The sequence below is a fragment of the Aminivibrio pyruvatiphilus genome, assembly GCF_004366815.1.
Classification (GTDB): domain Bacteria; phylum Synergistota; class Synergistia; order Synergistales; family Aminobacteriaceae; genus Aminivibrio; species Aminivibrio pyruvatiphilus.
The window spans coordinates 323,928-346,448 of the sequence record NZ_SORI01000001.1; the positions used below are offsets into that span (position 1 = coordinate 323,928).

Genomic DNA, 22,521 nt, shown 5'->3' on the forward strand with positions numbered 1-22,521 from the left:
CTGTTTGTTGGTTTATGTCTTCTCGCTGCCGGCGCCGGGGTGCTTTTTTTCGGAGCCGGCGGCGGGAAAACGTTGCCGGAACCTGTACGGGAAGAGCCGGCCGGGCCGGGTGCATTCCCCGCTGAAAACGGAGACTATCCGGGACGGGAAACTCCGGGCGGAGAAAAAGAAGAAACCGCTCCCTCCGCAGAAAAAGAGGGAGGCGGTTCCCGGAAGCTCGGGCCGGGACCCTATATCGCCATCGTCATCGACGACTTCGGTTTTTCGAAAGCCATTACGGACGGTTATGCTGAGCTGACCCTCCCGCTGACATGGGCTATCATCCCCTTCCAGTCCCACTCTCTCTATGCCGCCGAGCGGGCGGAAAAGGCAGGGATTCCCTTCATGATCCACATGCCCATGGGTGCCGGTGGAGACAAAAAGTGGGATGAAAAGACAGGAGTCATCGACTCGGGCATGTCCGCCGAAACAGTCACCCTGCTCCTTCGGAGGGCAATGGCTTTCCTCCCGGGAGCCCTCGGGATGAACAACCACAGGGGGTCCAGGGCGACCAGGGATGAAAAGCTCATGGAAACCGTTATGACCGAGCTGGCCTCCACCTCCCTTTTCTTTCTCGACAGCAGGACATCTTCAGTCTCGGTAGCGTATAATACAGCCCGGGCAAAGGGCATACCCGCAGCATTCTGTTCCATTTTCCTCGACCACGAGCCGGCGGAGGAATTCATGGAGACGCAGTTTCAGCGGGGACTGGCCCTCGCTTCCAAAAGAGGATGGGTGGTCATGATCGCCCACACCCGGCAGGGGACTCTGGATTTTCTGAAGAAAAAAAGCGATTCCCCTCCGGAAGATGTTACGTTCGTCACCATGCCCGAACTGATGCACATCCTGTGGGACCGGAGCGGCATGTCGTCCCGGGAGCACCTGTCCGGAAGAACGGTATTCAATGCAGGCTGCCGAAGCCGGGCGGCCAACGAGGAGGATTTTTCGTGAAAGGTCGCGTTGAGGTCATTATAGGCGCCCAGTGGGGCGATGAGGGAAAAGGAAGGGTTGTGGACGCCCTCGGGTCAAGGGTGGACATCTTTGCCCGGTACCAGGGAGGCGCCAATGCCGGACACACGGTGATCGTGGAGGGAAAAAAATACGTTTTCCACCTCCTGCCCTCGGGAATGCTCTATCCCTGCAAGATATGCGTCATAGGCAACGGGGTGGTCATCGATCCCGAACAGCTTCTCAACGAACTGAGGGAACTCCAGGACCAGGGGAAGGACCGGGCCCGGCTCGTCATCAGCGGCGCCGCCCACGTGGTCATGCCGTACCATAAAAAGCTGGACACCGCCCAGGAAAACCAGCGGGGGAAGGGGCGGAAAATAGGCACCACCGGAAGAGGCATCGGTCCCGCCTACGTGGACAAGTACAGCCGGTGCGGCGTGCGGGTGGAAGACCTGCTCGACGCCGATTCCCTCCGGGAAAAGCTGGAATACAACCTGGACGAGAAAAATTTATTTCTCTCCAAGATATACGGAGAGGAACCTCTTCCGTTCAACGAGGTCTTCGAGCAGGCTGTTGAATGGGGCAAAGCCCTCGCCCCCTACGTCGGAGACGCTTCACTCGTCATCGGGGAGGCCATACGGGAAGGCCGGGGAGTCCTTTTCGAAGGAGCCCAGGGTACTCTCCTCGATGTGGACCACGGCACCTATCCCTATGTCACAAGCTCATCGCCCGTGGCCGCCGGAGGCTGCGTGGGGCTGGGCGTGGGGCCTTCCGCGGTGGACAGGGTCATCGGCGTGGTGAAGGCTTACTGCACCAGGGTGGGAGAAGGTCCCTTCCCGACGGAAGATGGGGGGGAGAACGGGAACCGACTGAGAGAAAAGGGATGGGAGTACGGAGCCACCACCGGAAGGCCCCGCCGCTGCGGCTGGCTTGATCTCGTCGCCCTGCGCTATGCTGTCAGGGTGAACGGCATGTCCTCCATCGCTCTCACAAAGCTTGACGTGCTCACGGGTTTCGAGCGGATTCCCGTCTGCACGGGGTATGAGATCGACGGAAAGGCTGAGGAGCATTTCCCCAGCGGAGCTCACCGACAGTGGAAAGCGAAGCCGGTGTACGGATTTCTCGACGGGTGGAACGAAGACCTCTCGGCGTGCACTGAATTCGGGCAGCTTCCTCTCCAGGCCAGGAAATACGTGGAATATATCGAGACAGCCTGCGGTGTTCCCGTAAACCTTGTCGGTGTCGGTCCGGGAAGGGACCAGACTATCCTCAGGAATTTCTAGAAGGGAGAATCCTCCGATTCTGCCCGTGGAACTGGACTTCTGCTCCTCTGCCGACCTGGAAGGGATCTGCTCGGTGGAGGAGCAGTCCTCTGCTTCCCCCTGGCCCCGGAAGGTCATTGAGAGCGATCTCTCAGGCGACAGCCCCTATCTCTACCTGTGTGCCAGGGCGGGCGGCATCATCCTCGGTTTCGGTGCCGTTCTCAGGAAGGGGAAAACCGCCGGGCTTGCAAACCTTGCCGTGCTTCCGGAATTCCGGAGGAGGGGAGTGGGCTCCCAGCTCCTGGCCGGGCTTGCGGAAATCGCCGAATCTCTGGGATGCAGCCGGATGAGTCTCTATGTGAGACAGTCGAACACCGGAGCGGCGGACTTGTATCGCCTCTTCGGGTTTTCTGTTCTCGGGCGGCACAAAGGATACTACGCCGGCGGAGAAGACGCCCTGCTCATGGAAGCGCCCCTTCCTCTCCGTCTTCCGGGGGACAGAGGGGAAGGCCCTTCGGAGCAGGGCTGAGCACTACCTGCGGCTTACCACGTGGGCTCGAAGACGCTCGGCTCGTACTCCCTGACCTTTCGCCGGATCTCTTCCAGGGATTTCCGCACCCGTTCTCTTCGAAGCCGCTCGGCCTCGTCCAGGTATTCCTTCATGTCTTCCGGGTTCCCTTTCCGGGCTTTCACTCCCTGCTTCAGCGAATCCAGGTCCCTGCCGTTCTTCTCCGGCTGCTTTTGGGGAGGGGCTGTGAGCCTGGAGAGAGGAGTTCCGTCCCTGTCCGCTGAAGCCGGTTCCTGGTACTCCCGGTCGGCGGAAGGCACGAAAGCGTCCGAAAAAAGACCGGCCTCTCCCTCGAAAACAAGCACTGTTCCCCTGTTCCCACCCCGGAACGAAAGCGGTTCCCCGGAGGGCAGGGCCCTGAAAAGAGCCCCCAGCAAAATGAACACCACCATGGCTCCCCATGCGGCTACGTTCTTTCTCATGCCGTCCTCCTTCTTCGGGTGTATTATAAATCAAAATCATTCCCGGCATTCTTCCGGCACGTACAGGCCGGAAAGCCGGTGCCGCCCTTTTCCCTGTCCTTCCGGTCCGTTCATGCCGCGGAATCATTGACAGGAAAAAATCTGTCGTGCTATCATTTCGTCAAATGCAGAAATAACAAAAGGTAGGCGAGACAGTGTGGAATCGATCCTTTCCATCTCAAAAGCACTCGGCGAAAAGAACAGGCTCCGGGCATTTCTGGCGCTCATGGACACGGAAGAGCTTTGCGTATGCGATGTGGGTGACTTCCTCGGACTTGCCCCCGCGACTGTTTCCCGCCACATGAGCATACTCCACCGGGCCGGGCTCATCGAATCGGAAAAAAGAGGGCGGTGGGTTTACTACCGTATGGGGACAGCCGTCGATCCCCGGCTGCTTGAGTGGATACGTCACTCGGTGGGGAAAGACGGCTTCCCGGTGCAGGACAGGGCAAAAATCAATGAAATCGTCAGACTGCACAGGGAGCATGACAATTGTGAAGGCAAGAGGGGGTAACAAGTGTATGAAGGAGAAACTGAAGGTGCTTTTTCTCTGTACTGGAAACTCGTGTCGCAGCCAGATGGCGGAAGGGTGGGCCCGGTATCTCCACGGAGACGCCGTAGAGGCATGGTCAGCGGGGATCGAAACCCATGGTCTGAACCCCAATGCCGTGGCGGTGATGAAAGAAGTCGGGGCGGACATCTCCGGGCACAGGTCGAAAAACGTCACGGAACTGCTGGACATTCCTTTCGACTTCGTGATCACCGTATGCGGCGACGCCGATGAACGATGCCCCTTCTTCCCAGGAAGCGCACGGATCATCCACCGGGGGTTCGACGACCCCCCGAAGCTCGCCCTGGACAAGGAAACGGAAGAGGAAAAACTGGACTGTTACCGCCGGGTCCGGGACGAAATACGGGCATTCATAGAAAGCCTTCCCGGCTTTCTGGATAACCTCCCTGAATAGAAAAGGAGCTGGACTCACAATGGACGACATACGCGACTATGTGAAAGAACGGTACGCCAGGGCGATCAAAAACAGCACATCCTGCTGCAGATCAGGAGCGTGCTGCTGCGGCACGACGGGTGCCTCCGACATCCTGAACATGACCCGGGGAAATTACGACGGTGAAATACTGGAGAACACTCCCGAACACATGGCCGATCAGTCCTTCGGCTGCGGCAATCCCTTCACCGAAGCCCGCATCCATCCGGGGGAGACCGTCCTCGATCTGGGAAGCGGCGCGGGCCTGGACCTTTTCCTCGCTTCGGAAGCCACGGGACCCTACGGAAAAGTCATCGGACTCGACATGACCGACGAAATGCTCGAAACCGCGGCCGAAAACCTCAGGGGGCTGGACAACGTCACTCTCGTGAAGGGGTACATCGAGGACATGCCCCTCGAGAGCGGCACCGTCGACGTGATCATCTCCAACTGCGTCATCAATCTCTCCCCGGACAAGGGGAAGGTACTGAAGGAGGCCTTTCGGGTGCTTCGTCCCGGCGGCCGGTTCTGCGTCTCCGACACGGTGTTTCTCCGTCCTGTGACGGAGCGGGCCGTGAAGAACCTCGCCGCATGGTCCGGCTGTATCTCCGGGGCCCTGCAGGAGGCGGAGTACGCCGCTCTTCTGAAGGAAGCGGGATTCATTGATGTCGAAGTCCGGCGAACGAAGGTCTACGAAATGCCGGACGCTCTGGCCGCCATGACGTTTCCCGAACTTTCGCCCGAAGAACGGAATGAGATCAACGGCGCGCTGGCCAGCGCGATCATTCTGGGCAAAAAGCCCCTCGTGAAACCCGAAGAGGGGCGGGACTTCACCGTCAGACGGGCGACCTCAGGGGACGTGCCCGCCATCGCAGCGCTTCTTGAGGAGAACGGACTCACACCCCTCGGCGTTGCCGAAACGCCGGAGAACTTTCTGGTGCTCGAGTATTCCGGGATAGCTGCCGTCGCCGGCATGGAGATTCTGGGCGATACGGGGCTGCTCCGTTCTCTCGCGGTACGGCGAAAGGACAGGAAGAAGGGCTTCGGTGAGCGGATGACCGATGCCGTCATCGACCGGGCCCGGGAGAAGGGCGTCCGGACGGTGTATCTTCTTACCGAAACGGCGGAGCGGTTCTTCGGTCGTGCCGGATTCACCGCCGCCCGGAGGGAAGATATCCCGGCCCCGCTGATGCAAAGCTCCGCGCTGGACAGGGTGTGCCCCCAGGGCAGCGCTGTTCTGCGCCTCTTTCTCGGATGAACGATGCGTATCGAAGCCGAAGAAGCTCTTACAATGTGAGAAAGGAGTGGCTGATGTGTTTCAAAAGATTCTTGTAGCGACGGATCTCTCGGACGCTTCCGAGCGAATGGCGTGCAGCCTGGGGGAGTTGAAGGCCCTCGGGACGAAGGATATCGTTCTTCTTCACTGCATCAACATCCGCGACGTGGGAACGCTTGCCTCGCAACTTATCAAGGCGGCTGAACCGCATTTTCGAAAACAACAGATATTCCTTGAGAATCGTGGCTTTTCCGTTACCCCGAAAATAGCGCTGGGTCTTCCGCAGATCGAGATCAATCGCCAGGCTGAGGAACACGACTGCTCCCTGATTGTTGTCGGCTCCAGGGGAGGAACCATGGCGAAGGAGATTCTGCTCGGCGGGGTGGCCTCGGAGGTCGTGCATGGGGCGTCGAAGCCCGTCCTCATCCTGAGGGTAGGAATCCATGAAGAGAAAGGGGATGCTGTTTGCATTATGGAAAAATGCTCGCCGCTTGGACACATCCTCTTTCCAACCGATTTCTCTGACAATGCCGAACATGCGTACTCGCATCTGAAAAAGTTTGCTGAAAAGGGTGCGGAAAAGATCACTCTTCTTCACGTCCAGGACGAGGTGCGCATCGGAAAACATCTGATGGAGAAGCTCGACGAGTTCAACCGGATCGATTCCGGCAGGCTGGGGAGAATGAAGGAGGAGCTTCTCCGCTGCGGAGCGAAGGAAGTGAATACGGAGATAGTCTTCGGCAACCCAAAGAAGATCCTTGTCGACAAGGTGAAAGCGAACGGCTACTCTCTGGTGCTTCTCGGCAGCCAGGGGAGAGGATACATCGGGCAGTTTTTCATGGGGAGCGTAAGCCTCGCGGTGGCCAGACAGTCAATTATACCAGTCCTGCTTGTCCCTGCGGCAGTCTGCTGAATTTATCGCGTTCCTTTTTTATCGGAATAAACAACGAAACATAGCGCCTTCGACGTTTTTCAAAATTATCAAGGAGGTTCTCAAGGCGACCATGGAAGACAAGGCCTGCATCACTAAGGAAGCAAAAGGACTCGGTTTCTTTGAAAAATATCTCACCGTCTGGGTCATATTGAGCATCCTCGCAGGGGTCGGACTCGGCAAGGTCGCCCCGGACTTCGCGAAGACCCTCGACGGCATGGCCCTTTCCGTGGGAGGGGCGCCGGTGGTCTCGATTCCCATCGCCATATGCCTCTTCTTCATGATGTACCCCATCATGGTGAAGATCGATTTCACCGAGGTGGTGAAGGCGGGAAGGAGCATCAGGCCGGTCGGGCTGACCCTCTTCATCAACTGGGCGGTGAAACCCTTCACCATGTACGCCATCGCCGTATTCTTCCTCGGGAAGGTCTTCATCCACTTCATCGGACCGGACGCCGTGGACCTGGTGCGGCTTCCCTTCGGCCTCGACCTCGAGCCGGGGGCGACGTACGGCCTCGGCACAGTGGTCCTTGAAAACGGCGTTCGGATGCTCTCCGTCCCCCTGTGGCGGAGCTACCTCGCAGGGTGCATTCTGCTGGGCATAGCCCCCTGCACCGCCATGGTGCTGGTATGGGGGTACCTCGCTCGGGGCAACGACGGACACACCCTCGTGATGGTGGCCGTCAATTCCCTCACCATGCTCTTTCTCTACGGCCCCCTGGGAGGGTTCCTTCTCGGCGTGGGACGCATTCCGGTACCGTGGCAGGCCCTCGCCCTCTCCATCGCCGTCTACGTGGCGCTGCCCCTGGCGGCGGGCTACATTTCCCGGAAGATGATCCTCAAGGCAAAAGGGGAGGCCTGGTTCCGGGAGAAGTTTCTCCATTTCCTTACGCCTGTCACCATAATGGCGCTGCTCATCACCCTGGTGCTGCTCTTCTCCTTCAAAGGGGAGGTCATCGTCGCCAGGCCGCTGACGATCCTCTGGATCGCCGTCCCCCTCTTCCTTCAGACAGTGCTGATCTTCGGGCTGGGGTACTGGATGTCGAAGAAACTGGGGCTCTCCTACCAGGACGCCGCTCCTTCCGCCATGATCGGCGCGTCCAACCACTTCGAGGTAGCCATCGCTACCGCCACGATGCTCTTCGGCCTTTCTTCAGGCGCCGCCCTTGCAACGGTGGTGGGCGTGCTCATCGAGGTGCCTGTGATGCTCATGCTGGTCAAGTTCTGCAACAACACGACGCACTGGTTCCGGCAAGAGCACTAGAACCATCTCCCTGCTGAAGAGGGGGTGCATGTATTCCCCTCTTCAGCCTCTTAATGTTTATCAATTAGAAAAAAACAACATTCTGGAAAGGAAGATCAGGCCGAATGGAGCAAAATCACCAGTCCCCGGCATCGATCAAAAGGCCGTTGCTCAAAGTGATGGCGATCCTTCTCATCTCCCTAGTCATAGGCGGCATCTGGCTCGTCAAGAACAGGGAAAAAGAGGCTCTTCGGGAACTCTCCTCCGCTCCAGACCGAAATCCCGATTTCGCTCTCTACGTAACGGAAGCGATCAACCTTGAAAAGCTGAAGTCCTACGGGCTGCCGATCATCATCGACTTCGGCGCCGACTCGTGCGTGCCGTGCAAGGAGATGGCGCCCGTACTCAAGGAGCTGAACGAAACGCTTCAAGGAAAGGCGATCATAAGGTTCGTCGATGTCTGGAAACACAAGAACCTTGCGGAAGGTTACCCCCTCCGGGCGATACCGACCCAGTTCTTTTTCGACAGGGAAGGAAAGCCTTTCACTCCCTCCGAGTCAATAGGAGTTCCGATGCAGATGTATGCCACAAAGGATACGAATACGCACGTCTTTACCGTCCACGAGGGCGGCATGACGAAGGCGCAGCTCCTCGCGGCGCTGAAGGAGATGGGCGTGGAATGATCGACGGCTGGCTTGCCGCACTTTCGGAATCCATTCGTGCAGGCACGACGCTCGCGCCGCTTCTCGCCCTGCTGGCCGGATTGGCGACCTCCGTCACTCCCTGCGCACTGACGAGCGTCCCCCTCGTGATTGCCTACGTCGGAGGGACGGCTGCAGGCGACCCGCGGAAAGGGTTTGTCCTATCAGCGGTCTTCTCGGCTGGTATGGCGCTGACCTTCACGGTTCTCGGCGCCGCTGCCTCCATGCTGGGCCGGCTCATGGGGACGTCCTCCTCGTGGTGGTATATCCTCCTCGGAGTCCTCATGTTGCTCATGGGACTCCAGATACTGGAAATCTTCAATTTCCTTCCGTCGACGAACCTGCTGTCGAAGAACACAAAACGAGGGTACGCCGGAGCCTTCCTCGCGGGTGTCCTGGGCGGCTTCTTCTCGTCCCCCTGCGCCACGCCGGTCCTCGTCGTGCTGCTGAGCATCGTCGCGGGAAGCGGGGAAATCGGTCGCGGAATATTGCTGCTCCTTCTTTATTCCCTGGGGCACAGCATTCTTGTACTGGCGGCGGGAACCTCGGTCGGTTTCGCGGCGAAACTTGTCGCGAACAAAAAGTACGGTGTTTTCAGTATCGTGTTGAAGTACTGCCTCGGCGCGGGAGCGCTGCTAATCTCCTTCGCCATGTTCTATCTGGGTTTTTAAGACGAACACTCGATCTGTGAAAGAAGGGATGCAATGAATACGTTCGTCGATTCGCTTCAGTTCTTCGCGTTCATATTTCTCGAATTGACGATTCTCTTCCTCGGGGTGAGCACGCTTATCGGGCTGATCTTCGAGTACGTCTCCGACGACGCGATCCGCCGCCGGATGTCTTCGAAAGGGCTGCTCGGGAACTTCCTTGGCGCGGCGCTCGGGGCCATAACGCCCTTCTGTTCCTGCTCCACCATTCCCATGACGGTGGGCTTCCTGCGCGCCGGAGTGCCTTTCGGAGCGACGCTCTCCTTCGTCCTCGCCTCTCCTCTTCTGAACCCGATCATCATGGCCATGTTCTGGGCGTTGCTTGGGTGGAAAGCATGCCTGACGTACGGGGCCGTGACCTTCGTGATCGCGATGTTCAGCGGAATGCTGCTCGAATCCTTCGGTCTCGCCAAAGACGTGAAGAACGTCCGCGTAAGCGGAGGACACGGTGCGCGGGAGCGGCTTCCCTCGTTCTGGGCGAAACTCCGCCGGGCATTTTCGGGTGCGTGGGCCGACTTTCGGGGGGTCCTCGTCTATCTCGTCGCCGGCGTCGCCATCGGCGCCGTCATCTACGGCTACGTTCCGAACGAATTCGTCGCGAATCTCGCCGGACCGGGGAATCCCCTGGCCATACCGGTCGCCGCGATCATCGGCATTCCCCTCTACGTCCGGGCGGAAACGGTGATTCCCATAGGCGTCGCCCTGACGCAGAAGGGGATGAGCCTCGGGGCGGTGATCGCCCTCGTCATCGGAGGAGCGGGAATGAGCATCCCGGAGATGAGCATGCTTGCGGGGATTTTCAAGCCTCGCCTCGTGTGCGTCTTCGTTGCGCTGGTTTTTTCGACCGCCGTTCTGGCGGGCGTGGTCTTTAATTTCATTCAGATATAGGAGGCGGTTCTAATGACGGAAAAGAAAGAGAGTTTCTTCGGCAGGATGTTTAAAGGCGGCTGCGGATGCGGGTGCTGCAACGTGAAGATCGAAGAAGTCCCGGAAGAAGAATCAGTGAACAAAGAAACCGCGCAGGAGAAAAAGGAAGAAAAGTAAATCCTGTGGAGATGGGAATCTGGAAAGGTTTCCCATCAGGATGAAGAGGTCCGGATCGATGAAAGGGACTTCACGCTTGATCTTTTTTCATTATGTGGTATTATTGCCACATAATGGGGGGAAGGCGGTTGAAAACAAAAGAAAAGCTCCAGGAAGAAAAAGCGGCGATTCTGAAGGGGATTGCCCATCCTGTCCGGCTTCGGGTAGTGGAAGCCCTTGCCTGCCGGGAAATGTGCGTCTGCGATATAGCGGAAATGTTTCATTTTGACAGGACGACGATAAGCAAGCACCTTGCGATGATGAAAAGCCTGGGCATACTAGAGAGCCGCAAGGACGGTCTTAATGTGTATTACAGTCTGCGGATCCGGTGCCTTGCTTCCCTCCTTTCCTGCGTAGAGAAAGTTGTACTGGGAGAGAAGGTCGAGGTGGTTCTTTCACCCTGTTTGTGCGGAAGCTTACCAAACGATGAAAATGAGGAGGAGACATAGGAAATGAAGATTCAGATACTGGGAACGGGGTGCCCCAAGTGCAAAAAACTGGCTGAACTGGCTGAACGGGCTGCCGGTGAACTCGGGATAAATTTCGAGATTGAAAAAGTTACGGGAATCTCCGAAATTATAGCCTTCGGCGTGGTATCGACACCTGGACTGGCAGTAAACGGAAAGGTGCTTGCCGCAGGAAGCCTTCCCTCATTTGAAAAAGTGAAGGAGCTCCTCGCATCGGCGCAGAACTGATAAGCGAAGGACAGTCCCCCGGGGTACCGGGTTTTTTTGGACAAATTAAGTGAAGAAAATGCCACCTAGATGGAGATGAATATTTCATGAGTGACCGCAAGAAATTTTTCTGGATAGCCGCTTTCTTCCTGACCTTTTACTTCCTCCCCGAGGGGAACGAACGTGTATTGGCAGGTCTGGCGGAATCCGTGGCCATGATGTCCGACTATGCCAGGGAGCACGTTCTTCTCTGCCTGATCCCCGCATTCTTCATCGCAGGTGCCATTTCGGTGTTCGTGAGCCAGCAGTCGGTGATGAAGTACCTCGGGGCGAAGGCGAGGAAATGGATTGCCTATTCCGTGGCATCTGTCTCCGGGACGGTGCTTGCCGTCTGTTCCTGTACAGTGCTTCCCCTGTTTGCCGGAATTTACATGCGGGGTGCCGGTCTGGGCCCTGCGACAGCCTTTCTATACTCCGGACCCGCCATCAATGTTCTCGCCATCGTTCTCACGGCCCGGGTTCTCGGCCTTGAGCTGGGCATTGCGAGGGCTGTGGGAGCGGTGATCTTCAGCGTGGTGATCGGCCTTCTCATGGCCGCCATCTTCGGCAAAGAGGAACAGGTCCGCCAGGAGGGGTTCGCCCAGCTCCCGGAGGAAGAGGTCGGTCGTTCCCTGTGGAAGACGGTTGTGTACATGGCCGGCATGGTGGTGTTTCTCGTATTCGCCAATTGGGCCGCCCCGAAGACCTCCAGCGCATTCTGGGAAGGGGTTTACAACCTGAAGTGGATGCTCTCAGGGGCAGGACTCGCCGTCACGGTGCTGACCGCCCGGATGTGGTTCTCCCGGGACGAGCGGCAGGACTGGTACACGTCAACATGGGGATACGCCCTCCAGGTCATGCCCCTGCTCTTCGGCGGTGTTCTTGTGGCGGGCTTTCTCCTGGGGCGTCCCGGCCACGAGGCCCTCATCCCGAGCCGCTACGTGGCCATGCTCGTCGGAGGGAACTCTCTCGGGGCAAATTTCTTCGCCTCGGTATCCGGCGCGTTCATGTATTTCGCAACCCTCACCGAAGTGCCCATACTCCAGGGACTTATCGGGGCCGGCATGGGCAAGGGGCCGGCCCTCGCCCTGCTTCTGGCGGGTCCGGCCCTCTCCCTGCCCAGCATGCTGGTCATCAACAGCATTCTGGGGCCCAGGAAGACGGGAACGTATGTCGTCCTGGTTGTCCTTCTGTCCACAGCGGCGGGCATGCTGTTCGGCATGATGTTTTCCTGACGGTATAGGTGGAGTTTTTTAGAGACGGACGGCGGGAATGCCCGGTACGGACCGGGGCCTTCCAGACTCCTTCCCTGAAAAGAAAAAAAAGGCTCCGGCATTTTGCCGGAGCCTTTTCTCATCAATGGTGGGCGATACTGGGATCGAACCAGTGACCTCTTCCGTGTGAAGGAAGCGCTACTTCCGCTGAGCTAATCGCCCGAAACACGCGGTATTATACCGTGCCTCGGGCCCCTTTGCAAGCCGAAAAATCTTTGGAAGACATCGTTTTGGTTCATCATTCTCCAGGAAACCTTACTGAATTTTTGATAGAAATTACGGCGGAAGGGAACTTAAATCCCTTCCTATTTTTTCTATGAGGAGTATAATCGGTGCGGCAGGTGATGGTTAAGTGACCGATATTTCAGACTTGGGACTGGTTTCCGACCTGTGGGAATACTGGGGCTTTTCCCCCTGGAATTCCGACGGAATGAAAGGGGTTTGCCGAAGGGTTACATTCGTAAAGAGTGCGCTGATAGGCGAGGTTTGCAGATACTACGCGGATGACTACATCATTTGGAGCCACCACGGGAAGGCGGACAGGCAGCGGATTCTAAAAAGCTGCAGGCCCCAGCCCGACCTCATGACGCAGCGCTATCTTTTCGTTGAGGGAGCGGAATCAGCTGAGAAATGTTCCATCCGGTCGTTTCTTTTCGGGTTCCGCGGGTATGCGGAGGTACACACCTTTACGCCCGGGGGACGCTTTGAAAAACGGGTCAAGGATCTTGCCCCCCTCGTGGATAAAGCGCTGGAACTTCTCCGCTCACGGAAAAGCGAGTCTGGAGGTGGTGTACTGGAAAAATAGCGGTTCCATCCATTTTTTCACACTCTTTTCATATTTTCGGAGGTGAATGATTTGCTCGCAATCCTGTTCCTTATTGCTATCGTCTTGTTTGCAATTTGTTATAAGGTGTATGGTTCGTACATGGCCGGGGTATACGATCTGAACGACAACAATCCGACCCCTGCTGAAGCGATGTTTGACGGTATCGACTACTGCCCGGCCCATCCGGCCGTCCTTCTGGGTCACCATTTCGCATCCATCGCCGGCGCAGGCCCCATAGTCGGTCCCATCACCGCAGCCGCCATGTTCGGCTGGCTGCCGGCCTACCTGTGGTGCCTTATCGGCTCCGCTTTCATCGGCGGTCCCCACGACATGGGCGCCCTCGTGGCATCCATGCGCCATGACGGCAAATCGGTGGGAGAAGTTGTGGACAAATGGATCGGGCGGAGAGGCAAGGTCCTCTTCCTCTGCTTCACCATCCTTGCCCTCATCCTCGTGGTCGCCGTGTTCCTGCAGCTTTCCGCAGGATCCTTCGCGGCAGACCCCGCTGTGGCCTTCTCGGCCTCCCTGTACATCGGCATGGCCCTTCTGTTCGGCGTGCTGATCTACAAGTATCGCGTGCCCCTGTGGCTCATGACCGTGGTCATGGTCCCTATCGTCATCTACGCCTGCTGGTACGGCAACTACTCTCCCTGGGTTGCAACAGTTTTCCAGCTTCCTATGGAGACCTGGCGCTGGGCCCTTGTGGGCTACATCTTCTTCGCGTCTGTCCTTCCCGTATGGCTTCTTCTCCAGCCCCGGGATTACCTTGCCTCCTACTTCCTCTATTTCGCGGTCATCATCGGTGCCATCGGCATGATCATGGGCAGGGGCGAGAACTTCCAGGTCGTTCTTCCTGCCTTCAAGGGATTCGTGGCCAACGGGCAGTACATCTGGCCCATGCTCTTCATCATCGTTGCGTGCGGCGCAGTGTCCGGTTTCCACTCCCTGGTCGGCAGCGGCACCACCTCCAAGCAGCTGAAGAAAGAGAAGGACACGGTTCTCGTGGGCTACGGCTCCATGCTGCTTGAAGGCGTCGTGGCAGTCATTGCCATCGGCACGGTCATGCTGAGCGGCGTCATCGCAAAGGGCGGCCCCACCATCACCTACGCCGAGGGCTTCGGAAAGTTCGCGGCCATCGTCGGTATCGACCCCAAGGTCGGCATGTCCCTGGGGCTCCTGGCCATCAACTCCTTCCTTCTTACCTCCCTTGACACGGCCACCCGTTTGACCCGCTACCAGATCCAGGAGCTTTCCAACATGAAGGTGGACAAGTACACTGCCACCATCATCACCATTGCTGCGGCCATGGCCCTTCTGCTCACAAAGACCCACGGTCCCACCGGCAACGTCATACCCGCCTGGGCTGCGATCTGGCCCATTTTCGGTGCGTCCAACCAGCTTGTTGCGGCCCTTGCTCTTCTGGCCATCGGCGTCTGGGTTGCCAAGGGACTGAAAAAGAACAACCAGTTCGCCATGGTTCCCATGTGGTTCATGCTTGTGACCACCGTGGCGGCCCTGGGCATCATGATCAAGGACAACCTCGCCTACGCCAGCCCGAACTACGTCCTCGTGGTTCCTTCCATCATTCTCCTTGTCCTTGCCCTGTTGATGGTCTTTGAATCCATGAAGGCCCTGAAGCAGGCCCAGAAGGATCTGTAAAGGTCAGACCGGCAGAAAAGAGAGGGAAGGCCGTTATTCGGCCTTCCCTCTTCTGTATTCCGAAAAAGTGTTTCTGCGGTGCATGCTTACGGTTATTTGCCGCTTTTTCCCACGCTGAACGACTTGGCGCTCCAGGACTTCCCCCGCTTTCTGTTGGCGGCGTCGAGCACTTCTACGAACCTGCTCCCGCACCTGGGACATCTCATGGCTGCCGCCTTTTCTTCCAGTTCAAATTCGCTTTTGCACGACAGGCATCGAAATTTTCCCATGGAAAATCACCTCCGCATTTTTTCCGGCATTGATGAAATGCTCGTGTATCGGCAAAAGAACTTATCCCATATTATACCAGATCGCCCCGGAGAGGAAAGGTCTCCGCACCTGCCTGTGCCAGAGGGTATAATAAGTCCAGCTTGAAATCGAAGGGAGGACGAACATGCTCTTTTCATCGCTGAAGGAGAGGCGGGACGTCTGCTGCGTCCTGTGCGGAGCCGCGGGGCTGGGTATCCAGACCGTGGAGGACATGCTGGCGGGAATCATAGTGGACGAAGGTTTTTGCGTCTTCGGATCCAGGGAGTACATGTCCCGCGTCCGGGGCGGGAACAACTCCACCGAGCTCCGGATAGCCTCCGAACCCGTGGATGCCCTGATCGACAGGATAGATATTCTCGTTGCCCTGAGCCGGAACGTTCGCAGGAACATCCTGGAGAGGATCACCGCCGGCACGGTCATTCTCGGAGACAGGGAGGAACTGAAGGGGGAGCTTGAAGACCTCGGAGCCTCCTATGTGGACATTCCCCTGTCGTCCATGGCGAAAGAGGCCGGGGGAAAGATCTACTCCAACTCCATCGCCGCCGGTGTCCTCCTCGGAGTGCTCGGACTGGGAACGGAAGGAGCGGAGGCTTTTTACAGGAAGCGGTTCGCCGGTAAGGACGACGTGGTGGCACGCAATATCGGAGCTGTCAGGAAGGGGTACGAACTGGGCCTTCCTCTTGCCGGTGAAGGAGGCGTACTGCAGGGCCGGTCCAGGAACCCGGGAGGGCGGAAGGTCATACTCAACGGGAGCGATGCCGTTTCCCTGGGAGCCATGGCGGCAGGCTGCAATTTCGTCACCGCCTATCCCATGTCCCCGGCGACGGGGGTGCTCTCCTTCTTCGCGAAGCACGCCGGAAAAGCGGGAGCGGTGGTGGAGCAGGTGGAGGACGAGCTCGCCGCCATAAACATGGCGGTGGGGGCTTCCTATGCGGGAGCCCGCCCCCTGGTGACTACCTCAGGGGGAGGTTTCGCCCTCATGGCGGAGGGGCTCAGCCTGGCGGGCGTCATGGAGGCCCCGGTGGTGGTGCACCTTTCTCAGAGACCGGGCCCTGCCACGGGCATGGCCACCCGGACGGAGCAGGCGGACCTGGAGCTTGCCCTTTATTCCGGCCACGGCGAATTTCCGCGGGCTTTGTTTGCCCCCGGAACCATGGAGAGTGCCTTCAGGCTGACCCAGAAAGCCTTTGAAATAGCACTGCAGTACCAGACGCCGGCCATCGTGCTGACGGACCAGTATTTCATGAACGCCTTCTACAACCTGGATTCGGACGCCCTCGAGTGGCTGGAGGAGCCCTCCCCGGTCCCGGAGACGGCGGCGGAGTACCGGCGCTACGAGGATACCGCTGACGGCTGCTCGCCCTTCGGCGTTCCCGGCTGGGGAAAGGGCATCGTGGGGGCGGACAGCCACGAGCACGACGAGGTGGGGCACGTCTACGAGGACTTCGATCTCAGGACCAGGATGCAGGACAAGCGGATGCGGAAGTTCGCGGGAATGGAGGAGTGTGCCCTTCCCCCGGTGCTGGTCGGACCGGAATCCTTCTCGAACCTGGTGATCTGCTGGGGATCCACCTTCCCCATCGTCCGGGAAGCCCTCGAATGTCTCGGGCGGGACGACACGGCCCTGCTGGCCTTCGAACAGGTGTGGCCCCTCTCGCCGTCCGCCGGGGATCTTCTGCGGAAAGCGTCGTTCACCGCCGTGGTGGAGGGAAACAGCACCGGCCAGTTCGCCGGGCTGCTTCGGAAAACCTTCGGCGTGGCGGCGGACCGCACGGTGCTGAAATACAACGGACTTCAGTTCTCTGTGGAAGAGGTCGCGGACAGGCTCGGCGAAATTCTTCCCGGCAAAGGAGGCGGCAGATGATGGACTCCACGGCATTCGATCTTCCGGGAATTGATCTTTCGTGGTGCCCCGGATGCGGGGATTTCAAAATCCTCGACTCCATCAAGAAGGCCCTTGCCGAGCTCGGTCTCGGGCCCCTGGACGTGGTCATGGTCTCGGGGATAGGGCAGGCGGCAAAAACACCCCATTACATGAAGGCCCATTTTTTCAACGGCCTCCACGGACGGGCCCTCTCCAACGCAACGGCCATCAAGGCGGCAAACCCCGCCCTGGAGGTCATCGCCGTGGGAGGGGACGGCGACATGTACGGCGAGGGCGGGAATCATTTCACCCATACCATCAGGCGGAATCCCGGGATCACCAACCTTGTGTTCAACAACATGGTCTACGGCCTCACAAAGGGGCAGGCTTCACCCACGAGCCCGAGGGGATTCCGCACCTCCGTCCAGGTGGACGGGGTCCATGCACAGCCCTTCAACCCTCTGGCAGCCGCCCTGGTACAGGGAGCGACCTTCGTGGCCCGGGCCTTCGCCGGAAACGGCGACCAGACAAAGGAAATCATCAAGAGGGCCGTCCGACACAAGGGATACGCCCTGGTGGACATCTTCCAGCCCTGTGTTTCCTTCAACTCCGTGAATACCTACAAGTGGTTCATGGACAACACCTACACCCTGGAGGGGCATGAGGAGGAGGATTTCGGCAAGGCCATGGAGCTGGCCCTCCTCCAGGAAGGTCCCTTCCCCCTGGGCGTTCTCTACAGGAAGGAAGGGGTTCCCCTTTTCGAGGAAACCCTGGCGGCCTACCGGAAGGACGACCGGCCTCTCTTCCGCCGGGAGGCGCCCCGGAAGGCAGTGAAGGAGCTGCTGGCCTCTATGGCCGGTTAAGAAAGGGAGGAAACGGACATGAAGGAAGGAAACGGGCTCCCCCCGTTCCGCCTCTCCGACGGAGACGGGAAAGAATGGACGGCGGCGGATTTTGAAGGCAGATGGCTTGTCCTCTTTTTCTACAGCAAGGACAATACCTCGGGGTGAACCAGCGAAGTGAGGGACTTTGCGGACAGGATGCCCGCATTTGAAGCACTGCACTGCGCAGTGGCAGGAATCAGCCCCGATTCGCCGGAGAGCCACCGGAAATTTGCCGAAAAACTGGGCATTTCCTTCCCCCTTCTGAGCGATCCGGACCACGGCTTCATTGAAGCCTGCGGATTCTGGGCGGCCAAGAAAATGTACGGCAGGGAATACATGGGAGTGGAGCGTTCCACCGTCATCGCGGATCCCGGCGGGAAGGCCGTGAAGACCTTCAGGAAGGTGAAGGTGGCCGGGCACGCCGATGAGGTTCTCGAGGCACTGAAGGGACTGGCCGTCTGACGCGCGGAACGGATGAGGCGGAGATTTTTTCCGCCTCTTTTCCGTCATGCCGTATCAGAGGGTGCAGATCCGGAGGATGCCGCCGGTCTCGGCGGGGGGCAGAAGCCGGATCATTTCCTCAGGCGTGAGTCCCGTTTCGGGGTGCCTCCATTCCGGGGCAATCTGGGCCAGGGGCAGGAGCACGAAGGCCCTTGCCGCCATTTCCCGGTGTGGGACGGTCAGCCGGTCCGACCGGACAGTCAGCCCGTCGTAAAAAAGAATATCCAGGTCGATGACCCGGGGCCCCCACCGTTTTTCCGGGGTCCTGCCCAGGGCGCCTTCCATCTGTTTCAGCAGATCGAGGAGATCCTCGGGGAGGAGGCTGGTTTCCGCCAGGACACAGGCGTTCAGAAAGCGGGGCTGGTCTTCCACGCCCCAGGGAGGGGTTTCAAATACGTCGCTGGAGGCAAGGACGGCAAGGCCGGCGTTCCTGAGCAGAGACACTGCCTTCCGGAGGAGGAGCAGCCGGTCTCCGAGGTTGCTGCCCAGGGAAAGGCCCACGGTGCTCATTCCCGGCACTCCCCGATGGCGCCGAGCATGGAGAGAACCCGGACATTTTCCTCCACGTCGTGAACCCGGACGAGGGCTGCATGGTGCAGTCCGCAGAGCGCCGTGACCGCCAGAGTGCCCTCCAGCCGATCCTCCGGGGCGTCAAGACCGAGGGTCGCGCCGATGAATCCCTTTCTCGAATGGCCGATGAGCAGGGGGCGTCCGAAAACGCGGAACGCGTCCAGATTCCTCAGGATCCTGAGGTTGTCCTCTCGGCGCTTGCCGAATCCCAGTCCCGGGTCGAGGATGATCCGCTCCGCCGGAATTCCCGCCTTTTCGGCCAGGGAGAGCCGTTCCTCGAAATAGCGGAGGATGTCCCCCACGGTGTCTTCGTATTTGGGGTCTTTCTGCATGTCCCGGGGCGTCCCCTGGATGTGGGAGAGGACGAGGGCCGCTCCTGATTCCGCCACCGCTCCGGGGAGATCGGGGTCGAAGCCCAGGCCCGAAATGTCGTTGATGATGTCGGCTCCTGCCCGGACGGCTTCGAGGGCTACTTTTGCCTTCCAGGTGTCGGCGGAGATCACCGTCTCCGGAAAGGCCTTCCGGACGGCCGCGACGGCGGGGAGAAGCCGTCCCGTTTCCTCCGCTTCCGGCACCGGGTCCGAGCCTGGGCGGGTGGATTCCGCTCCGAGGTCGAGAACGGCTGCGCCTGCTGCAACCATGGACCGCGCCCGGGAGAGGAGGTCGTCCTCAGGCGGGATCCGGCTCTTTGCGTAAAAGGAGTCGGAGGTCAGGTTCAGGATGCCCATGACGGCGGTCCGTTTCCCGAGGGAAAGGACTCTGCCCTCCCGGAAGGAAAATGTCCAGGCGGACCTGTCCATGCCGGCAAGAGCCCGGGACAGGCCTTCTCTGATTCCGGGAAGGCCCCAGCAGGGGAGGGCCCCCAGTTTCTCCGTCAGTGACCGGAGCTGCCCCGGGGTCCCCAGGAGGAGCACGGCGCTCTCTGACGCCTCGCAGGAGATGACGCCCCGGTTCACCACGGCGTCCCCGCCGCGGGCGAGCAGCTCCTGCTTCAGGAAGGCCGCCGCCCGGAAGTCGGCTTTCGGAATAAACAGGGAAAGAAGATCCCTCTTGGGTTCGAAGTACGCGTTGGAGCGAGGGTCGGCGCCGATGAGGCGCAGTGCCGCGAGGAGGTCTTCACGGCTTTGTGCAGGAAGCGGGTAAGCGATCACGGCGGGAGCTCCTTCCCGGGAATGTGGGCAGTGCCGTTCCGATGATATAGTGTCCCTTCGGGGCGGTCAAGGGTCCATTCCTCCCGTTCCTCACACCCATTCGGTGGTGAAGCCGGAAAGGTGGTCCGTCCGATTCAGCGAGAAGAGGGAATAGCCGTGGAGATCATCGTGGACAAGGATGGAGTAGGACGCTGTGTCCATATGGACCTTCCAGAAGTAGGGCGACGCTATGCCGAGGCAACCGGCGAGAAGAGGCTTGATGACCGTTCTGTGGGTGACTGCTGCGAAGGTTCCGCCCCGGTATTTCGCCACTGCCCTGTCGAGGGCCGCCATGGAGCGCCTCATTACTTCGTCCATGGATTCCGCTCCCTCCACGGAGAGCTCCTCGGGATTTTCCAGCCACATTTTCCACTGCTCAGGATAGAGCTCCGCGATTTCCGTCTTGGGACGGCCTTCCCAGATCCCGAGGCAGGTGTTGTTGAAACCATCGTCCTCCTCCACCTGGATGGAACAGGCGGCGGCGATGGCCTGGGCGGTGCTTTTTGCCCGAAGCAGGGGGCTCGTCACCACCGCTTCAGGGCGGAAGGGGCGAAGGGCGGTCCCGAGCTCGGCTGCCTGCCGGAGGCCCCGTTCGTTGAGAGGAAAGTCCACCCTTCCCCGGAAAAGGCCCTCGATATTTCCCCGGCATTCGCCGTGCCGCGCCAGAAGTATGGTGGTTCGTTCAGGTTCTTTCATTCTGCATCCTCCCTTGTCCGGCCGGGAAGCGGCCGGAAAATGGAAAAATCCGTCTGACCAGTCTTGACAATAATATCACGGATTGTTACTCTACCTCTCGGTGGAATCGTGTTGGCACTCATATCGAAAGAGTGCTAACGAGCGGGAGGTGGCGTCATGCTTACCGAGCGGCAGCTCGAAATCGTGCTGTCAGTAGTGTATGAGTATATCCAGACCGGCGAGCCCGCCGGTTCGAGGACCATATCGAAAAAATACCTCCGGGGAAGCAGCCCGGCCACCATCCGCAACGAGATGGCCGACCTGGAGGAGATGGGGTATTTCTACCAGCCCCACACGTCCGCCGGGAGGCTCCCCACGTCGAAGGCCTACCGCCTCTACGTGGACTCCATCATGCAGCGCCGCCGTTCGGCCCCCGCAGAGACGGAAAAATGGAAGAAGGAAATCCGGGAGCGCAGGCAGGGAGTGGACTCCATTCTCGGCTATGTGTCCCAGCTTCTGGGAAAAGCCACTAACTGTGTCGGCGTGGCCGCCCTCTCAGCCCTGGGGGAAGTGCAGATCCAGCGGGTGAATTTCGTCCGGCTCGGGGGAAGCACCGTCCTGGTGCTCATCGTCCTGGAGGGCGGGTTGGTGCATCATGCCAACATCCAGCTTCCCTGCGAGATCTCCCCGGATATTCTGGACGACCTCGCCAGGAAGATTTCCGCCGTGGCGTGCGGCCACCCCTGGGGACAGGTTCGGGACGCCCTCTTCACCTACGTTCTCGACGGCCTGGAGCGGGTCTGGGATACCTGCAGGGAGGCCCTGGTCCAGATGGACGCCATTCTTAACAGGAGGAACTCCCGGCTGTTCGTCGGCGGGGCGCAGCACATCCTGAATCTCCCCGACTTCCAGGACATCGGAAAGTTCCAGACGGTGCTGTCCCTCCTGGAGCAGGAGCAGGCCCTGGCGGACATGGTGGAACGCTACAGTATCAAGCAGGGTGTCTCCGTGACCATAGGAGAGGAAATTTCGGAAGAAATGAAGGAATGTTCCCTGGTCCTCGTCCCCGCGCCAGGATACGGGCGCAGGACCATTCTGGGCCTCATAGGCCCCCTGAGGATGGACTACGAGAAATCCATCTCCATCCTCGAGACCATTGCTGAAGACCTTGACGATTCCCTTGTGAACTGAACCGCCGAAAGGAGAAGGAACCATGAGCAGGAAAGAAAAGGACAGGGCCGCGGAGCGGCCTGAAGATATGCCCCGGGAGGTGCAGGAGGCGGAAACGCTTCTGCCGGAGGGTACCCCGGAGGAGACTGCCACCGAAGATGAGTGCGGCGCTCCGGAGGCTGCGGATTTCCACGCTCTTATAGCAGACCTCGAGGAGCGCAACAGGGAGCTGGCTTCAGCCCTTGCCGCGGCCCGGGCTGACTTCTTCAACTACAGGAAGAGGATCGAGCGGGACCGGCAGAGGGAGCGGGTCATGGCCGGAGAAGAAAAGGCCATGGAATTCCTGCCGGTGCTGGACAACCTCGATCGGGCTCTCGCCGCGGAGGGTGCCGCAGACGGCAGAAGTATCCTTCAGGGGGTGACCATGGTGCGGCGCCAGTTTCTGTCCGTGCTCGAAAGTATGGGCGTGGAGAGGATTCCCACCGTGGGGATGCCCTTCTCTCCCGAGATCCACGAAGCCGTGGCCGCCGAGGAGACGGACGATCCGGAAAAGAACGGCATCATCACCGGGGAGATCCAGCCGGGATACCGCTCCGGGGAACGGGTGCTCCGCCCGGCGAAGGTGAAAGTGGCATCCTGCGCGCAGCAAGTGACCGAATGACCGAATGAGCCTTCGGGCCC

General features: G+C 59.3%; 27 protein-coding genes and 1 tRNA gene. 22 read left to right on the top strand and 6 right to left on the bottom strand.

Annotated features, from left to right (window positions below; genetic code table 11):
* Positions 1-72: 72 nt before the first annotated feature.
* The 3 genes from C8D99_RS01420 to rimI are packed head-to-tail and all read left to right on the top strand — an operon-like array spanning position 73 to position 2,781.
* Positions 73-990, top strand: a complete 918-nt coding sequence (locus C8D99_RS01420) for a divergent polysaccharide deacetylase family protein (protein WP_166669946.1) — start codon at positions 73-75, stop codon at positions 988-990.
* Positions 987-2,273 carry an adenylosuccinate synthase gene (locus tag C8D99_RS01425; RefSeq protein ID WP_133955578.1) on the top strand — a complete coding sequence of 429 codons (1,287 nt, stop codon included), beginning with the start codon at positions 987-989 and terminating at the stop codon, positions 2,271-2,273. Before C8D99_RS01420 ends, C8D99_RS01425 begins: the two co-directional genes overlap by 4 nt.
* Before the next feature lie 25 nt (positions 2,274-2,298).
* Entirely contained in the window at positions 2,299-2,781 is a 483-nt protein-coding gene (rimI, locus tag C8D99_RS01430) for a ribosomal protein S18-alanine N-acetyltransferase (RefSeq protein ID WP_166669947.1), read from the top strand.
* Positions 2,782-2,795: 14 nt separating this feature from the next.
* Here rimI and C8D99_RS01435 read toward each other — a convergent pair whose 3' ends face one another.
* On the bottom strand, positions 2,796-3,242 hold the full coding sequence (locus C8D99_RS01435; RefSeq protein WP_133955582.1) for a DUF2985 domain-containing protein: 447 nt from the start codon (positions 3,240-3,242) through the stop codon (positions 2,796-2,798).
* 196 nt (positions 3,243-3,438) lie between these two features.
* Between C8D99_RS01435 and C8D99_RS01440 the strand changes: the two genes are divergently transcribed.
* The 12 genes from C8D99_RS01440 to C8D99_RS01490 all read left to right on the top strand — a co-directional run bounded on the left by C8D99_RS01440 (position 3,439) and on the right by C8D99_RS01490 (position 12,153).
* Complete coding sequence (locus C8D99_RS01440; protein WP_166669948.1) at positions 3,439-3,795, top strand: ArsR/SmtB family transcription factor; 357 nt, start codon at positions 3,439-3,441, stop codon at positions 3,793-3,795.
* A 7-nt stretch (positions 3,796-3,802) separates the two neighbouring features.
* Positions 3,803-4,246, top strand: coding sequence for an arsenate reductase ArsC (locus C8D99_RS01445; protein ID WP_133955586.1), 444 nt, complete (start codon positions 3,803-3,805; stop codon positions 4,244-4,246).
* Between the two features lie 19 nt (positions 4,247-4,265).
* On the top strand, positions 4,266-5,522 hold the full coding sequence (gene arsM, locus C8D99_RS15105; RefSeq protein ID WP_166669949.1) for an arsenite methyltransferase: 1,257 nt from the start codon (positions 4,266-4,268) through the stop codon (positions 5,520-5,522).
* A 46-nt stretch (positions 5,523-5,568) separates the two neighbouring features.
* Positions 5,569-6,453, top strand: a complete 885-nt coding sequence (locus C8D99_RS01455; RefSeq protein WP_133955588.1) for a universal stress protein — start codon at positions 5,569-5,571, stop codon at positions 6,451-6,453.
* Positions 6,454-6,544: 91 nt separating this feature from the next.
* Entirely contained in the window at positions 6,545-7,735 is a 1,191-nt protein-coding gene (gene arsB / locus C8D99_RS01460) for an ACR3 family arsenite efflux transporter (RefSeq protein WP_133955590.1), read from the top strand.
* A 155-nt stretch (positions 7,736-7,890) separates the two neighbouring features.
* Positions 7,891-8,397 carry a thioredoxin family protein gene (locus C8D99_RS01465; RefSeq protein WP_243833808.1) on the top strand — a complete coding sequence of 169 codons (507 nt, stop codon included), beginning with the start codon at positions 7,891-7,893 and terminating at the stop codon, positions 8,395-8,397.
* A complete protein-coding gene (locus C8D99_RS01470) occupies positions 8,394-9,086 on the top strand; it encodes a cytochrome c biogenesis CcdA family protein (protein WP_133955594.1) in 693 nt (230 codons plus the stop codon). The genes C8D99_RS01465 and C8D99_RS01470 overlap by 4 nt, the downstream gene beginning before the upstream one ends.
* Before the next feature lie 33 nt (positions 9,087-9,119).
* Positions 9,120-10,010 (top strand): permease, encoded by an 891-nt coding sequence (locus tag C8D99_RS01475; RefSeq protein WP_133955596.1) that lies wholly within the window; start codon positions 9,120-9,122, stop codon positions 10,008-10,010.
* A gap of 12 nt (positions 10,011-10,022) precedes the next feature.
* A complete protein-coding gene (locus C8D99_RS15110) occupies positions 10,023-10,166 on the top strand; it encodes a hypothetical protein (RefSeq protein WP_166669950.1) in 144 nt (47 codons plus the stop codon).
* Positions 10,167-10,294: 128 nt separating this feature from the next.
* Positions 10,295-10,654 carry an ArsR/SmtB family transcription factor gene (locus tag C8D99_RS01480; protein ID WP_243833797.1) on the top strand — a complete coding sequence of 120 codons (360 nt, stop codon included), beginning with the start codon at positions 10,295-10,297 and terminating at the stop codon, positions 10,652-10,654.
* A gap of 3 nt (positions 10,655-10,657) precedes the next feature.
* Complete coding sequence (locus C8D99_RS01485) at positions 10,658-10,900, top strand: thioredoxin family protein (RefSeq protein ID WP_133955600.1); 243 nt, start codon at positions 10,658-10,660, stop codon at positions 10,898-10,900.
* A gap of 86 nt (positions 10,901-10,986) precedes the next feature.
* Positions 10,987-12,153, top strand: coding sequence for a permease (locus tag C8D99_RS01490; RefSeq protein ID WP_133955602.1), 1,167 nt, complete (start codon positions 10,987-10,989; stop codon positions 12,151-12,153).
* 125 nt (positions 12,154-12,278) lie between these two features.
* On the opposite strand, the gene C8D99_RS01495 is transcribed toward C8D99_RS01490, so the two are convergent.
* A tRNA-Val gene (locus C8D99_RS01495) sits at positions 12,279-12,354 on the bottom strand.
* Between the two features lie 190 nt (positions 12,355-12,544).
* Between C8D99_RS01495 and C8D99_RS01500 the strand changes: the two genes are divergently transcribed.
* Positions 12,545-12,997, top strand: a complete 453-nt coding sequence (locus C8D99_RS01500) for a hypothetical protein (RefSeq protein WP_133955604.1) — start codon at positions 12,545-12,547, stop codon at positions 12,995-12,997.
* A gap of 51 nt (positions 12,998-13,048) precedes the next feature.
* Positions 13,049-14,677, top strand: a complete 1,629-nt coding sequence (locus C8D99_RS01505; RefSeq protein WP_133955606.1) for a carbon starvation CstA family protein — start codon at positions 13,049-13,051, stop codon at positions 14,675-14,677.
* 92 nt (positions 14,678-14,769) lie between these two features.
* Here the strand turns inward: C8D99_RS01505 and C8D99_RS01510 are convergent, their stop codons facing one another.
* Positions 14,770-14,946, bottom strand: a complete 177-nt coding sequence (locus tag C8D99_RS01510) for a TFIIB-type zinc ribbon-containing protein (RefSeq protein ID WP_133955608.1) — start codon at positions 14,944-14,946, stop codon at positions 14,770-14,772.
* A gap of 164 nt (positions 14,947-15,110) precedes the next feature.
* Between C8D99_RS01510 and C8D99_RS01515 the strand changes: the two genes are divergently transcribed.
* Genes C8D99_RS01515 through C8D99_RS01525 form a run of 3 tightly spaced genes read left to right on the top strand, consistent with a single transcriptional unit; the run spans position 15,111 to position 18,196 of the window.
* Positions 15,111-16,850, top strand: coding sequence for a 2-oxoacid:acceptor oxidoreductase subunit alpha (locus C8D99_RS01515; RefSeq protein ID WP_133955610.1), 1,740 nt, complete (start codon positions 15,111-15,113; stop codon positions 16,848-16,850).
* Complete coding sequence (locus C8D99_RS01520; protein ID WP_133955612.1) at positions 16,850-17,713, top strand: thiamine pyrophosphate-dependent enzyme; 864 nt, start codon at positions 16,850-16,852, stop codon at positions 17,711-17,713. Before C8D99_RS01515 ends, C8D99_RS01520 begins: the two co-directional genes overlap by 1 nt.
* Positions 17,714-17,731: 18 nt before the next feature.
* On the top strand, positions 17,732-18,196 hold the full coding sequence (locus C8D99_RS01525; protein ID WP_133955614.1) for a peroxiredoxin: 465 nt from the start codon (positions 17,732-17,734) through the stop codon (positions 18,194-18,196).
* A 54-nt stretch (positions 18,197-18,250) separates the two neighbouring features.
* Here the strand turns inward: C8D99_RS01525 and folK are convergent, their stop codons facing one another.
* The 3 genes from folK to C8D99_RS01540 form a co-directional block, all read right to left on the bottom strand.
* Positions 18,251-18,745 carry a 2-amino-4-hydroxy-6-hydroxymethyldihydropteridine diphosphokinase gene (gene folK, locus C8D99_RS01530; RefSeq protein ID WP_133955616.1) on the bottom strand — a complete coding sequence of 165 codons (495 nt, stop codon included), beginning with the start codon at positions 18,743-18,745 and terminating at the stop codon, positions 18,251-18,253.
* Positions 18,742-19,956 (bottom strand): dihydropteroate synthase, encoded by a 1,215-nt coding sequence (gene folP / locus C8D99_RS01535; protein WP_166669951.1) that lies wholly within the window; start codon positions 19,954-19,956, stop codon positions 18,742-18,744. The genes folK and folP overlap by 4 nt, the downstream gene beginning before the upstream one ends.
* A gap of 90 nt (positions 19,957-20,046) precedes the next feature.
* Positions 20,047-20,691, bottom strand: a complete 645-nt coding sequence (locus tag C8D99_RS01540; RefSeq protein ID WP_133955618.1) for a histidine phosphatase family protein — start codon at positions 20,689-20,691, stop codon at positions 20,047-20,049.
* Positions 20,692-20,847: 156 nt separating this feature from the next.
* Between C8D99_RS01540 and hrcA the strand changes: the two genes are divergently transcribed.
* Positions 20,848-21,861, top strand: coding sequence for a heat-inducible transcriptional repressor HrcA (gene hrcA, locus C8D99_RS01545; protein WP_133955620.1), 1,014 nt, complete (start codon positions 20,848-20,850; stop codon positions 21,859-21,861).
* A 22-nt stretch (positions 21,862-21,883) separates the two neighbouring features.
* Positions 21,884-22,501 carry a nucleotide exchange factor GrpE gene (locus tag C8D99_RS01550; RefSeq protein ID WP_133955622.1) on the top strand — a complete coding sequence of 206 codons (618 nt, stop codon included), beginning with the start codon at positions 21,884-21,886 and terminating at the stop codon, positions 22,499-22,501.
* The last annotated feature ends 20 nt before the right edge of the window (positions 22,502-22,521 follow it).

Bases quoted from the DNA above. Each gene is read 5' to 3' on its own strand.
- C8D99_RS01435 (WP_133955582.1), bottom strand. From the start codon at position 3,242: ATGAGAAAGAACGTAGCCGCATGGGGAGCCATGGTGGTGTTCATTTTG.
- C8D99_RS01445 (WP_133955586.1), top strand. From the start codon at position 3,803: ATGAAGGAGAAACTGAAGGTGCTTTTTCTCTGTACTGGAAACTCGTGT.
- arsM (WP_166669949.1), top strand. From the start codon at position 4,266: ATGGACGACATACGCGACTATGTGAAAGAACGGTACGCCAGGGCGATC.
- arsB (WP_133955590.1), top strand. From the start codon at position 6,545: ATGGAAGACAAGGCCTGCATCACTAAGGAAGCAAAAGGACTCGGTTTC.
- C8D99_RS01470 (WP_133955594.1), top strand. From the start codon at position 8,394: ATGATCGACGGCTGGCTTGCCGCACTTTCGGAATCCATTCGTGCAGGC.
- C8D99_RS01475 (WP_133955596.1), top strand. From the start codon at position 9,120: ATGAATACGTTCGTCGATTCGCTTCAGTTCTTCGCGTTCATATTTCTC.
- C8D99_RS15110 (WP_166669950.1), top strand. From the start codon at position 10,023: ATGACGGAAAAGAAAGAGAGTTTCTTCGGCAGGATGTTTAAAGGCGGC.
- C8D99_RS01485 (WP_133955600.1), top strand. From the start codon at position 10,658: ATGAAGATTCAGATACTGGGAACGGGGTGCCCCAAGTGCAAAAAACTG.
- C8D99_RS01490 (WP_133955602.1), top strand. From the start codon at position 10,987: ATGAGTGACCGCAAGAAATTTTTCTGGATAGCCGCTTTCTTCCTGACC.
- C8D99_RS01510 (WP_133955608.1), bottom strand. From the start codon at position 14,946: ATGGGAAAATTTCGATGCCTGTCGTGCAAAAGCGAATTTGAACTGGAA.
- C8D99_RS01515 (WP_133955610.1), top strand. From the start codon at position 15,111: ATGCTCTTTTCATCGCTGAAGGAGAGGCGGGACGTCTGCTGCGTCCTG.
- C8D99_RS01520 (WP_133955612.1), top strand. From the start codon at position 16,850: ATGGACTCCACGGCATTCGATCTTCCGGGAATTGATCTTTCGTGGTGC.
- folK (WP_133955616.1), bottom strand. From the start codon at position 18,745: ATGAGCACCGTGGGCCTTTCCCTGGGCAGCAACCTCGGAGACCGGCTG.
- C8D99_RS01540 (WP_133955618.1), bottom strand. From the start codon at position 20,691: ATGAAAGAACCTGAACGAACCACCATACTTCTGGCGCGGCACGGCGAA.
- hrcA (WP_133955620.1), top strand. From the start codon at position 20,848: ATGCTTACCGAGCGGCAGCTCGAAATCGTGCTGTCAGTAGTGTATGAG.
- C8D99_RS01550 (WP_133955622.1), top strand. From the start codon at position 21,884: ATGAGCAGGAAAGAAAAGGACAGGGCCGCGGAGCGGCCTGAAGATATG.